Consider the following 12,622-nt stretch of genomic DNA (forward strand, 5'->3'; position numbering starts at 1 on the left):
CCTTACGCTGTTCAGCATGTCCGACCGCCTGTCGTCACCGTTCCTGACCGCGCTGCGATCCCGCGTCCTGGTCGCCGACGGCGCGATGGGCACCGCCCTGCAGGCCCACGACCTGAGCCTGGACGATTTCGGCGGCCTGGAGGGCTGCAACGAGATCCTCAACGTGACCCGCCCGGACGTGGTCCGCTCGGTGCACCGCGGGTACCTCGAAGCGGGGGCGGACGCGGTCGAAACGAACACTTTCGGGGCCAATTTCGCCAACTTCGCCGAGTACGACATCACGGAGCGGATCTTCGAGCTCGCCGAGGCCGGCGCGCGGCTGGCCCGCGAGACCGCCGACGAGTTCGCGACGCCGGACCGGCCGCGGTTCGTGCTCGGCTCGGTCGGCCCCGGCACGAAGCTCCCCACTCTCGGGCACGCGCCGTTCACCACGCTGCGTGACGCCTACGCCGAAGAGGTCCGGGGCCTGCTGGCCGGCGGCGCCGACGCGGTGATCGTCGAGACCACCCAGGACATCCTGCAGACGAAGGCGTCGATCATCGGCGCGAAGCGCGCGATGGCCGCCGAAGGGCGCCAGGTGCCTATCCTCGCTTCGATCACCGTCGAAACCACCGGCACCATGCTGCTCGGCACCGAGGTCGGCGCGGCCCTGGCCGCGCTGGAGCCGCTCGGCATCGACGTCATCGGGCTCAACTGCGCCACCGGCCCGGCCGAGATGAGCGAGCACCTGCGGCAGCTGGCCAAGCACGCCCGGGTGCCGCTGTCGGTGATGCCGAACGCCGGCCTGCCGGAGCTGGGCCCGGGCGGGGCGGTGTACCCGCTCGGCCCGGAAGCGCTGGTCGAGGCGCTGACCGGGTTCATCCGGGAGTTCGGCGTCGGCCTGGTCGGCGGCTGCTGCGGGACGACCGACGAGCACATCCGGCAGCTCGCCGCGGCCGTCTCCGGCACTTCGCCCGTCGCGAGGCGGCCGCGGCCCGAGCCGGGGGTGTCGTCGCTGTACCAGGCGGTGCCGTTCAAGCAGGACGCCAGCGTGCTGATGATCGGCGAGCGGACCAACGCGAACGGCTCGAAGGCCTTCCGCACCGCGATGCTGGATGGCCGGTGGGACGACTGCGTCGAGATCGCCCGCGAGCAGACCCGCGACGGCGCCCACCTGCTGGACCTGTGCGTCGACTACGTCGGCCGCGACGGCACCGCGGACATGGCCGAGCTGGCCGGGCGCCTGGCCACGGCGTCGACGCTGCCGATCATGCTCGACTCCACCGAGGTCCCCGTGCTGCGGGCCGGGCTGGAGCGCCTGGGCGGCCGGTGCGCGGTCAACTCCGTCAACTACGAGGACGGCGACGGCCCGGAGTCCCGCTTCACCCAGGTCATGGAACTGGTCAGCGAGTACGGCGCCGCCGTCGTCGCGCTGACCATCGACGAGGAAGGCCAAGCTCGCACTGCCGCGAAGAAGGCCGGCATCGCGACCCGGCTCATCGAAGACATCACCGGGAACTGGGGCCTGCACACCTCCGACGTCATCATCGACGCGCTGACCTTCACCATCGCCACCGGGCAGGAGGAGTCGCGACGGGACGGCATCGAGACGATCGAGGCGATCCGCGAGATCAAGCGCCGCCACCCCGAGGTGCAGACCACGCTCGGGCTGTCGAACATCTCGTTCGGGCTCAACCCGGCCGCGCGGCAGGTGCTCAACTCGGTGTTCCTGCACGAGTGCGTCCAAGCCGGGCTCGACACCGCGATCGTGCACGCGTCGAAGATCCTGCCGATGGCGCGCATCCCGGACGACCAGCGCGCGATCGCCCTCGATCTCGTCTACGACCGCCGTCGTGAGGGCTACGACCCGCTGCAGGAGCTGATGGCCCGGTTCGAAGGCGTCAGCGCGGCGTCCTCGAAGGCGTCGCGGGCCGAGGAGCTGGCCGCGTTGCCGCTGTTCGAACGGCTCGAACGCCGGATCGTCGACGGCGAGCGCAACGGCCTCACCGAAGACCTCGACGCGGCCCTGGAACAGCGGCCCGCCCTGCAGATCATCAACGACACGCTGCTGTCCGGCATGAAGACCGTCGGCGAGCTGTTCGGCTCCGGGCAGATGCAGCTGCCGTTCGTGCTGCAGTCCGCCGAGGTGATGAAGGCCGCCGTCGCGCACCTCGAGCCGCACATGGAGACCGGCGACGACTCCGGCAAGGGCCGGATCGTGCTGGCCACCGTCCGCGGCGACGTGCACGACATCGGCAAGAACCTCGTCGACATCATCCTGTCCAACAACGGCTACGAGGTCGTCAACCTCGGCATCAAGCAGCCGATCACGACCATCCTGGAGGCGGCCGAGGAGCACGCCGCCGACGCGATCGGGATGTCCGGGCTGCTGGTCAAGTCCACGGTGATCATGAAGGAGAACCTCCAGGAGATGAACTCCCGGGGTGTCTCCGCGCGCTGGCCGGTGCTGCTCGGCGGCGCCGCGCTCACCCGGTCCTATGTGGAGAACGACCTGAGCGAGCTGTACCTCGGCGACGTCCGCTACGCGCGGGACGCGTTCGAGGGCCTGCGGCTGATGGACGCCATCATGGCGGCCAAGCGCGGGGAATCGCCGCTGGTGGACGCCGACGCGGAGAAAAAGCGCCGGGAGCGCAAGGAACGCCGCGAACGCTCGCTGCGGATCGCCGAGGCGCGCAAAGCCCGCAAGGCCGAGGAGGAAGTCCTCGAGGGGCCACCGCCCGCGCGGTCGGACGTGGCCACCGATGTGCCGCTGCCGACGCCGCCGTTCTGGGGCTCGCGGGTGGTCAAGGGCGTGCCGCTCGCCGACTACGCCGCGATGCTCGACGAGCGCGCGACCTTCATGGGCCAGTGGGGGCTCAAGGGCGCCCGCGGCGGCGCCGGACCGACGTACGACGAACTCGTCGAATCCGAAGGCCGGCCGCGGCTGCGGTACTGGCTCGACCGGCTGACCGCGGACGGCGTCCTGGCCCACGCGGCCGTCGTCTACGGCTACTTCCCGTGCTACGCCGACGGCGACGACCTGGTCGTGCTGACCGAGCCCGAACCGGACGCGCCGGAGCGGCTGCGCTTCACCTTCCCGCGCCAGCGCCGGGACCGGCGGCTCTGCCTCGCCGACTTCTACCGGCCACGCGAAGCCGGTGAAGTGGACGTCGTCCCGTTCACCGTCGTCACCATGGGCCAGCCGATCGCCGACTACGCGAACGAGCTGTTCGCGGCCGACGCGTACCGCGACTACCTCGAGGTCCACGGCCTCGGCGTCCAGCTCACCGAGGCGCTGGCCGAGTACTGGCACTGCCGCATCCGGCAGGAGCTGACCTTCCCCGGCGGTGTGGCGGTCGCCTCAGAGGACCCCGACGACGTCGAGGACTTCTTCAAGCTCGGCTACCGTGGGGCGAGGTTCTCCCTGGGCTACGGCGCCTGTCCCGACCTCGAGGACCGGGCGAAGATCGTCGCGCTGCTCGAGCCGGGCCGGATCGGCGTCAAGCTGTCCGAGGAGTTCCAGCTGCACCCCGAGCAGTCGACCGACGCGATCGTCTGCCACCACCCGGAAGCCAAGTACTTCAACACCTGACCCGGAGGTAGATCCACTGTGGACGGTCTCGACGCCGTGTTGTGGGACATGGACGGCACGCTCGTCGATTCCGAGAAGCTGTGGGACATCGCCCTCTACGAGACCGCGGATTGGCTCGGCGGCAGGCTTTCCGAGGAGCAGCGGATGACGCTCGTCGGGTCCAACATGGACGACACGTCGGCCTACCTGCTGGAGGTCACCGGCCGTCCCGTGACGCCCGAGGCGATCGCTTCGACCGGCGAGGAGATCCGCCGTCGCACGGCCGGGCTCTTCGACGACGAGCTGCCATGGCGCCCCGGCGCGCGCGAAGCGCTGACGGCGGTGCGCGAAGCGGGCCTTCGTTCGGCGCTGGTCACCTCCACCGAGCGCGACCTGACCGAACTGGCGCTCAACACGATCGGCCGGGACTTCTTCGACGTCACCGTGTGCGGCGACGAGGTCGAAGGGCTCAACAAGCCGCACCCGCGCCCGTACCTCAAGGCGGCCGAGCTGCTCGGCGTTCCGCCGCGGCGGTGCGTGGCGGTCGAGGACTCGCCGCCGGGCACGGCGTCCGCGGTCGCCGCGGGCTGCACGGTCCTGGTGATCCCCAACGACGTCCCGGTCGACGCGGGGGAGCGGCGCGTGTTCCGCGATTCGCTGGTGGGCATCGACGTGCCGGCGTTGGCGGCCCTGCTGGGCTGACCACCACCATGTCGCATTTCCGCTAGCCCCGGGTCGCCGGAGTCCGCGATGCTGACGGGGTGCATGAGGACTTCGAACGGTGCGTGCGGGCCGTGCAGGCGAAGGACGCCCGCTTCGACGGGTGGTTCTACACGGCGGTCCTGACGACGAAGATCTACTGCCGGCCCAGCTGCCCGGTGGTGCCGCCCAAACCCCGGAACATGAGCTTCTACCCGAGCGCCGCGGCCGCCCAGCAGGCCGGGTTCCGCGCCTGCAAGCGCTGCCGCCCCGATGCCAGCCCCGGCTCGCCGCTGTGGAACGAACGCGCCGACCTGGTGGCGCGGGCGATGCGGCTGATCGCCGACGGCGTCGTCGACACCGAAGGCGTCCGCGGCCTCGCCGCCCGGCTCGGCTACAGCGTCCGGCAGGTCGAACGCCAGGTCTTCGCCGAACTCGGGGCCGGCCCCCTTTCCCTGGCTCGGGCCCAGCGCGCGCAAACCGCGCGCACGCTGATCGAGACGACCGCCCTGCCGATGACCGAGCTGGCCCTGGCCGCCGGGTTCGGCAGCATCCGGACGTTCAACGACACCGTCCGCGAGGTGTTCGCCCTCTCACCGACCGAGCTGCGGCAACGCGCGAAGGGCACGCCGTCGGCCGCGGCCGGGGCGCTCGTCCTGCGGCTGCCCTACCGGAAGCCGCTGTGCCCGGACAACCTCTTCGGGCACCTGGTGGCGACCGGCGTGCCGGGCGTGGAGGAGTGGCGGGACGGCGCCTACCGCCGGACGCTGCGGCTGCCGCACGGCCACGGCGTCGTCGCGCTGCGGCCGGAGGACGGCCACATCGCCTGCCGGCTCACCCTGGCCGACCTCCGCGACCTGCCCGCCGCCACCAGCCGGTGCCGCCGCCTGCTCGACCTCGACGCCGACCCGGTCGCCGTCGACGACCAGCTCGCCACCGACCCGCTGCTCGCCCCGCTCGTCGCGGCCGCGCCCGGCCGCCGGGTCCCGCGCACGGTCGACGGCGCCGAGTTCGCCGTGCGCGCCGTCCTGGGCCAGCAGGTCTCGACGGCGGCGGCCCGGACCCACGCGGCCCGGCTCGTCGTCGCCCACGGCGAGCCGGTCGACGACCCCGAAGGCGGCCTGACCCACCTGTTCCCCTCGCCGTCGGCGCTCGCTTCGCTGGACCCCGAGACCCTGGCCATGCCGCGCAGCCGCCGTCGCACGCTGCTCGCGCTGGTCTCCGCGCTGACCGACGGGCTCGACCTCGGCGCGGGCAGCGACTGGACCGCGACGCGGGCCGCGCTGGGCGCGTTGCCCGGCTTCGGGCCGTGGACGGTCGAGAGCATCGCGATGCGCGCCCTCGGTGACCCTGATGCGTTCCTCCCGACCGACCTCGGCATCAAGTACGCCGCGGAAACCCTCGGACTCGGCGGCCAGGCGGCCGTCGTCGCCCGGTCCGCCGCGTGGCGCCCCTGGCGCGCCTACGCCACCCAGCACCTGTGGGCCACCGGCGACCACGCGATCAACCGGATGCCCGCGGCATGAACCCGACAGGAGCCCCCATGCGCACCCACGCCGTCGTCGACAGCCCGTGCGGCCCGTTGACACTGGTCGCCGAGGGCGAGGCGCTCTGCGGCCTCTACATGGTCGACCAGCGCCACCGCCCGCACGAGCTGACCTTCGGCTCGCACGATCCCGGCGCGGAAATCTTCGACCGCGCCGAGACCGAGCTGAAGGAGTACTTCGCCGGGCAGCGCCACGAGTTCGAGGTGCCGCTCGTCTTCGTGGGTACGCCGTTCCAGCAGCTGGTCTGGGCGGAGCTGCGCAGGATCCCCTACGGCACGACGATCTCCTACGGCCGGCTGGCCGACCGGGTCGGCAACCCGGCGGCGTCGCGCGCGGTCGGCCTCGCGAACGGCAAGAACCCGATCGGCATCATCGTCCCGTGCCACCGGGTGGTCGGCTCGACCGGCTCGCTCACCGGCTACGGCGGCGGCCTGGAGCGCAAGCGGTACCTGCTGGACTTCGAGCAGGGCGCGCTGTTCTGATCCCCGGCCCCCGGGCTGATTCCCAACTGGTGGGAGCAGACGTCCACGGCCGTGTGAGATGGGCTGCATCAGCGGCGGGCCGGGGCGGCGTGGCGGGGTCCGGGATGGAAGGATTCCGGACCGTGAAGACCTTCGATGAGCTGTTCGCGGAGCTTGCCGAGCGCGCGCGTACCCGTCCCGACGGGTCCGGCACCGTCGTCGCCCTCGACGCCGGGGTGCACGCCCAGGGCAAGAAGGTGCTCGAGGAAGCCGGCGAGGTGTGGATCGCCGCCGAGCACGAGTCCGACGAGCGCCTCGCCGAGGAGATCTCCCAGCTGCTGTACCGGGTGCAGGTGCTGATGCTCGGCCGCGGCCTGTCGACCGAGGACGTCTACCGCTACCTGTGACGGGTTTCGCCCGGTGCTGGACCGGGCGAGGAACGAGGAGAAGAGCGAAATGCTGCGTGTTGCCGTGCCGAACAAGGGAGCCCTCGCCGCGTCGGCGACGGAGATGCTCGGCGAGGCGGGCTACCGGAAGCGGCATGAGCAGCGCGACCTGACTGTCCTCGACCCGGTCAACGAGGTCGAGTTCTTCTTCCTGCGGCCCAAGGACATCGCCATCTACGTCGGCTCCGGTGACCTCGACCTCGGCATCACCGGCCGCGACCTCGCCCTCGACTCCGGCGCGCCGGTGGAGGAGCTCCAGGCGCTCGGCTTCGGCGGCTCGACGTTCCGCTACGCCGCCCCGGCCGGGCGGGACTGGAAGCCGGCGGACCTGCACGGCAAGCGGCTCGCGACGTCGTACCCGCGGCTGGTCCGCGACGACCTCGCCCGCCACGGCGTCGAGGCCGAGGTGATCCGGCTCGACGGCGCGGTCGAGATCTCGATCCAGCTCGGCGTCGCGGACGCGATCGCGGACGTCGTCGAGTCCGGGCGCTCGCTGCGGCAGCACAACCTGGTGGCGTTCGGCGACCCGATCTGCGTGTCGGAAGCCGTGCTGCTGCAGCGCCGGGGCACCGAGGAGAGCAAGGCGAAGTCACAGCTGGCCGCACGCCTGCGCGGGGTCGTGTTCGCGCAGCAGTACATGATGCTGGACTACGACTGCCCGCGAACGCTGGTGGAGCGCGCGATTGCCATCACGCCGGGCCTGGAGTCGCCGACGGTCGCCCCGCTCGCCCACGAAGACTGGGTCGCGGTGCGGGCGATGGTGTCGCGCAAGAAGGTCAACCTCATCATGGACGAACTCGCCGAGGTGGGCGCGAAGGCGATCCTGGCGTCGGACATCCGCTCCTGCCGGCTCTGACCGCACGCCGGTCGTGAGTGTTCCGGCGGGTTCCAACCCGCCGGAACACTCACGACCTGGGCCGGTTGGGCTTCTTCGGCAGCAGGTCGTACAAGCCTTTGCGGGCCCCGTTGTCGTTGACGTTGCGGGCCACCGCCACCTCCGAGATGAAGTCCTCGAAGACGAACTCCTCGTCGGCGGGCACGACGGCCGGCGCCTGGTTCTGCTCCAGGTAGCCGTCCAGCGTCGTCGCGATTTCGCGGAACGACAGCGCCTGCAACGTTTCCGGGGCGTACGTCGTCACCGGGACGCCGTGCGCGGCCGCTTCGTTCATCACCACGCCCAGGGGCAGGTGCGAGAGCATCGGGATGCCGAAGTCGTACATCTCCTGCAGCGCCGCGGCCGCGTAGTGCGAGATCGGCCGCCGGTACAGGCTCGGCACCAGGCCGAACCACGACAGCGGCGAGCGGCCGACCGTCTGCTCGACGTAGCGGACCTGGTCGGCCAGCAGCCGCAGCGCGCGGATGCTCGTCTTGTCCGGCTGGACCGGGACCAGAATGCCGTGCGACGCCGCCAGCGCGTTGTTCGTCAGCACGTCCAGCGCCGGCGGGCAGTCGATGACGCAGTGGTCGTAGTTGGCGAACTGGATGACCCGCGCCAGCTGCCAGCCGGGGACGCGGAACGAGTCGAGCCGCCGGATCAGGTCGAACATCCCCGGCGACGTCGGCACGACGTCGAGCGCGCCACCCTTGCCGAGGTTGCTGCGCGGGTGCGGGACGACGAGGTCCTCGATCGGGCCCTTCCACGTCTTGGCCAGGGCCTTCGCCAGGCTCGGCCGGTCCGCGGCGACCTCGTTCAGGCCGAGCATCTCGGTCGTCGCGTGGCCCTGCGGGTCGAGGTCGACCAGCAGCACCCGCCGGCCCCGCTCGGCCAGCGCGGCCGCGGTGCCGACGCTCAGTGAGGTCTTCCCGACCCCGCCTTTCTGGTTGACCACCGAGGTGATCTGCATGCCGGAGCGCTCCTCAAGTCGGTCGTTCCGCGAAGGTTATTGGATGCGGGCCCGTTGTGGGTGGCTATCCGCCCCCGGCCTGTCGCGGCCGGACCATCAGCGCCTGGGCGCCGGTGGCCACCGGGCCGCCGGCGTCGTGCAGGATGCTCGTCGCCGTGCCGGCGCCGTGCCGCCCGACCAGCGTGACCGCGTCCAGGCCGATCCACTCGCCTTGGGGTACCCGCCGCAGGTGCACGGTCAGCTCGGCGTTGATGAACCACCACTTCCGCGGGTCGAGGAAGTTCGACACGCCGTTGCCGGAGTCGGCGACCGTGAACAGCCGCTGCAGCCCGCTCGGTTCCTCGCCGTCGACCAGCGGGACGCGCTGGCGGGCCCACACCGCCGCCGGCCCCGGCACGTCCATGCCGCCGCGCACCGCGCGCCACTCCACCGCGTCGAGGTAACCGGCCTGCCAGCCCTCCGGCCACGGCGACTCGCCGACACTGCCGGGTGACGGCAGCAGCGGGCCGGCGTCGGTGGCGATCTCCGCCGTGTCCGCCGTCGCGATCCGCCACGCCGAGGCCCGCGCCACCACGCGATCGGCGCTCGCCAGCTCGGCCTGCAGCAGTTCGACCGACCGGCCGGGCCGTTCCACGCGGGCCCGGACGGTGAGGTCGGCGACCGGCGCCGGGCCGAGGATCTCGACCGTCACCCGGGCCAGCTCCGCCGGGTGCGCCTGTTCGACGTTTTCGAGGGCCCGGACCAGCAACGCCGACGGCGGGCCGAAGTGCTGGGCGTCCGGGGTCCACGGCCCGGCCGTGTGCCCGGTCGCGGAGAACCGGCCGTCGCCGAGCGGAACGTAGAAGGCGTCGGCCATCAGTCCGCCCGGTCCAGCGGCGTCTCGTCGCCCGCGTCGGGCTCCGGCCAGCCGGGGTACTCCGGCGGCGTGCCGCCGTACTCGGGGCAGTGCGCCTGGTGGTCGCACCAGTGGCACAGCTTGCTCTTGTTCGGCCGGAAGTCGCCGGTCTTGCCCGCCTTCAGGATGGCCTGCCAGATGGCTTCCAGCGTGCGCTCGAAGCGGAGCAGCTCGGCCTCGTCGGGCGTGTAGGCGAGGGACTGGCCGTCGGTCAGGTACATGAGCTTCAGTTGGCGGGGCACGATCCCGCGCAGCCGCCACAGGACCACGGCGTAGAACTTCATCTGGAACATCGCCTTGGCCTCGCCGATTTCCCGCGGCGCGGCGCCGGTCTTGTAGTCCACGACCCGGATTTCGCCGGTCGGCGCGACGTCGAGCCGGTCGATGTAGCCGCGGAGCAGGACGCCGGAGCCGAGCTCGATCTCGACGTGCAGCTCGCAGGCCTCCGGCTCGAGCCGCCGCGGGTCCTCCAGCTCGAAGTACGCGTCCAGCAGCTTTTCCGCCGACTGGAGCCAATCCGCGTGGTCCTCGGGTTTCTCGCCGTCGAACAGCTCGGTCCACTCCGGACGGTCGGCGGACAGGTCCGTCCACGCCGGCCCGAGCAGCTCGCGCGCCTGCGCGGGGACGCGTTCGGCGGCGGGCAGCGCGAACAGCCGCTCCAGCACCGAGTGGACGAGCGTGCCGCGCAGCTGGGCCTTGGTCGGGACCTCCGGCAGCCGGTCGACCGCGCGGAACCGGTAGAGCAGCGGGCACTGCTTGAAGTCGCTGGCCCGTGACGGCGACAACGCGGGCCGCCGCCGCACCTCGGTGGCGACGGCGGCGGCTGGGGTGTCGGTGGTCACGGTGTCGGCGTCGGGCATGGGCAGAGCGTAACGCCGGGGTCCGACAGTTCCGGCGACCGCAACGCCCGCCACCCGTACCCGGACGGCGAACTCGCGTACCCGGACGGACGACTCGCGTACCCCGAGGGTCGGTTCGCGTACCCGGGGAGTCGGCTCGCACCGGGCCCCGAGCCGACTGTCCAGGTACGTGAACCGACTCTCCAGGTACGTGAACCGACTGTCCGGGCGCGACACCATCGGGGCCCGGATCACCCGGTACCCACACCGGAAGCTCTAGGCTCTCGGCATGGCCGCGACCAGCGAGCAGGGCACCGGGGGCACCCGGCGGGCCGTCCTCCCGGACGGCGGCCTCCTGCTGTTCCGGGTCGCCGGGGTGCCGGTGCTGCTGGCGCCGTCCTGGTGGATCGGCTCGCTGATCGTCGTCGTGCTGTACGCGCCACTCGTCGGCCGGCTGCTGCCGGACGCCACGGCGGCGACGTCGTGGCTGCTGGCGGGCGCGTTCGCACTGCTGCTGGGCCTGTCCGTGCTCGCCCACGAACTCGGGCACTGCCTGGTCGCGCTGCGGCTGGGGATCCCCGTGCGGCGGCTGCGCCTGTTCCTGCTGGGCGGCCTGTCCGAAGTGGCCCGCACGCCGAAGCGTCCCGGTGACGAGGGCCTGGTCGCCGCGGCCGGGCCCGCGGTGTCGCTGCTGCTCGGCGGGTTCTGCGGCCTCCTCGTGTTCGCCGTGCCCCCGGACGGCGCGGTCTGGCTCCTGGTCGCCGAGTGCGCGGTGGCGAACCTCGCCGTCGGCGTGTTCAACCTGCTGCCGGGACTGCCCTTGGACGGCGGCAGGCTGGTCCGCGCCGGCGTCTGGGCGGCCACCGGCATCCGCGCGAAGGGGACGCGCGCCGCGGTCGCCGGTGGCGCGGTCGTGGCCGCCGGGTTGCTCGTCTGGGCGCTGTGGGGCCTGGCGACGGCGAGCCCGGACCGGTGGCTGCGCCTGGGCGTCTGTGTCGTCACGGCGTGGTTCGTGATCCTCGGCGCGCGGTCGGAACTGGCCGCCGAGACACGCCGGACGTGGCCGGAGGGCCTCGTCCTCGGCGAGCTCGTCCGTCCGGTGCTGCAGCTGCCCGCCGAGAGCCCGGTGTCGGACGCGCTGGCCGCCTCCGCCGGCCGGGGCGTGGTGCTCGTCCGCGCCGACGGGGTGGCGGCCGGGCTCCTCGACGAGGGCGCGGCGGAGCGGCTCGCGAGCTCGTCGCCGCACGCGCCCGCCGAACTGGCGGCCGAGCCGATCCGGGCCGAGACCGTGCTCCTGGCGTCGGAGCCGGGGGAGGACGTCGTCGAGCGGGTTCGCGAGACCCCCGCGTGGCAGTTCCTCGTGGTCGACGACGAGGGCCGCCCGGCGGGTGTGCTGCGCCGCGACGACCTCCGGGCCGCGCTGAACCGCCGTACCCGCTGAGGCCCCGGCCCGCGCGGCCTGCGAAGATCTGGCGTCGGCCAAACGGGTTACTGCAGGAGGAAGTGTTGTCGGTCAGCGGACCGTTTCGCGCGGGTGATCGGGTGCAGTTGACCGACTCGAAGGGGCGGCACTACACCCTGACGCTGGCCGACGGCGGTGAGTACCACACCCACCGCGGGGCCTTGGCCCACGACGACCTGATCGGCCGTCCCGAAGGGTCGGTCGTCACCTCCGCGGGCGGCTCGACCTACCTGGCGCTGCGCCCGCTGCTGCCGGACTACGTGCTCTCCATGCCCCGCGGCGCGCAGGTGATCTACCCGAAGGACGCCGCGCAGATCGTGATGTGGGGCGACATCTTCCCGGGTGCCCGCGTGCTCGAAGCCGGAGCCGGCTCCGGCGCGCTGACGTGTTCGCTGCTGCGCGCGGTCGGCTCGGCCGGGCAAGTGCACTCCTACGAGATCCGCGAGGACCACGCCGAGCACGCCGAGCGCAACGTCGTGAAGTTCTTCGGCGAGAAGCCGGCCAACTGGTCGCTGACGGTCGCCGACCTGGCGTCGCACGAGGGCGAGGTCGACCGCGTCGTGCTGGACATGCTGGCCCCGTGGGAGCAGCTGCCGAACGTGGCCGCCCACCTCGTTCCCGGCGGCGTGCTGACGGTGTACGTCGCGACGGTGACACAGCTCTCGCGCGTCACCGAGTCGCTGCGCGAACAGCAGTGCTGGACCGAGCCGGAGTCGTGGGAGACGCTGATGCGCCCGTGGCACGTGGTCGGCCTGGCGGTCCGCCCGGACCACCGGATGGTCGCGCACACGGCGTTCCTGCTCACCGCGCGGCGGCTGGCGGACGGCACCGTGTCCCCGCGGGTGTCCCGCCGTCCGAGCAAGGGCAAGGGCTAGCCGG

The 12,622-nt window shown here is 72.4% G+C and carries 11 protein-coding genes; 8 read left to right on the forward strand and 3 right to left on the reverse strand.

Annotation, left to right across the window (positions count from 1 at the left end; translation table 11 throughout):
• Positions 1 to 16: 16 nt before the first annotated feature.
• The 6 genes from metH to hisG all read left to right on the forward strand — a co-directional run bounded on the left by metH (position 17) and on the right by hisG (position 7,559).
• Positions 17 to 3,571 (forward strand): methionine synthase, encoded by a 3,555-nt coding sequence (metH, locus tag CF165_RS08095; RefSeq protein WP_093946804.1) that lies wholly within the window; start codon positions 17 to 19, stop codon positions 3,569 to 3,571.
• A gap of 18 nt (positions 3,572 to 3,589) precedes the next feature.
• Complete coding sequence (locus CF165_RS08100; protein ID WP_093946805.1) at positions 3,590 to 4,252, forward strand: HAD family hydrolase; 663 nt, start codon at positions 3,590 to 3,592, stop codon at positions 4,250 to 4,252.
• Between the two features lie 59 nt (positions 4,253 to 4,311).
• Positions 4,312 to 5,775 carry an AlkA N-terminal domain-containing protein gene (locus tag CF165_RS08105; protein WP_093946806.1) on the forward strand — a complete coding sequence of 488 codons (1,464 nt, stop codon included), beginning with the start codon at positions 4,312 to 4,314 and terminating at the stop codon, positions 5,773 to 5,775.
• A gap of 17 nt (positions 5,776 to 5,792) precedes the next feature.
• Positions 5,793 to 6,278 carry a methylated-DNA--[protein]-cysteine S-methyltransferase gene (locus tag CF165_RS08110; RefSeq protein ID WP_093946807.1) on the forward strand — a complete coding sequence of 162 codons (486 nt, stop codon included), beginning with the start codon at positions 5,793 to 5,795 and terminating at the stop codon, positions 6,276 to 6,278.
• A gap of 122 nt (positions 6,279 to 6,400) precedes the next feature.
• The gene (locus tag CF165_RS08115; RefSeq protein WP_013226745.1) at positions 6,401 to 6,664 is read left to right on the forward strand and encodes a phosphoribosyl-ATP diphosphatase; all 264 of its coding nucleotides are present in this window, start codon (positions 6,401 to 6,403) and stop codon (positions 6,662 to 6,664) included.
• Positions 6,665 to 6,713: 49 nt separating this feature from the next.
• Complete coding sequence (gene hisG, locus CF165_RS08120) at positions 6,714 to 7,559, forward strand: ATP phosphoribosyltransferase (RefSeq protein WP_093947155.1); 846 nt, start codon at positions 6,714 to 6,716, stop codon at positions 7,557 to 7,559.
• 49 nt (positions 7,560 to 7,608) lie between these two features.
• Here the strand turns inward: hisG and CF165_RS08125 are convergent, their stop codons facing one another.
• The 3 genes from CF165_RS08125 to CF165_RS08135 form a co-directional block, all read right to left on the reverse strand.
• Positions 7,609 to 8,547 (reverse strand): ParA family protein, encoded by a 939-nt coding sequence (locus CF165_RS08125; protein ID WP_093946808.1) that lies wholly within the window; start codon positions 8,545 to 8,547, stop codon positions 7,609 to 7,611.
• A gap of 64 nt (positions 8,548 to 8,611) precedes the next feature.
• On the reverse strand, positions 8,612 to 9,403 hold the full coding sequence (locus tag CF165_RS08130; protein WP_093946809.1) for a thioesterase family protein: 792 nt from the start codon (positions 9,401 to 9,403) through the stop codon (positions 8,612 to 8,614).
• The gene (locus CF165_RS08135; protein WP_093946810.1) at positions 9,403 to 10,302 is read right to left on the reverse strand and encodes a RecB family exonuclease; all 900 of its coding nucleotides are present in this window, start codon (positions 10,300 to 10,302) and stop codon (positions 9,403 to 9,405) included. The genes CF165_RS08130 and CF165_RS08135 overlap by 1 nt, the downstream gene beginning before the upstream one ends.
• A 268-nt stretch (positions 10,303 to 10,570) precedes the next feature.
• Between CF165_RS08135 and CF165_RS08140 the strand changes: the two genes are divergently transcribed.
• Both CF165_RS08140 and CF165_RS08145 read left to right on the forward strand, forming a co-directional pair.
• Positions 10,571 to 11,722, forward strand: coding sequence for a site-2 protease family protein (locus CF165_RS08140; RefSeq protein ID WP_093946811.1), 1,152 nt, complete (start codon positions 10,571 to 10,573; stop codon positions 11,720 to 11,722).
• Positions 11,723 to 11,787: 65 nt separating this feature from the next.
• The gene (locus CF165_RS08145; RefSeq protein WP_093946812.1) at positions 11,788 to 12,618 is read left to right on the forward strand and encodes a tRNA (adenine-N1)-methyltransferase; all 831 of its coding nucleotides are present in this window, start codon (positions 11,788 to 11,790) and stop codon (positions 12,616 to 12,618) included.
• Positions 12,619 to 12,622: the final 4 nt, after the last annotated feature.

Source organism: Amycolatopsis vastitatis (assembly GCF_002234595.1).
Taxonomy (GTDB): domain Bacteria; phylum Actinomycetota; class Actinomycetes; order Mycobacteriales; family Pseudonocardiaceae; genus Amycolatopsis; species Amycolatopsis vastitatis.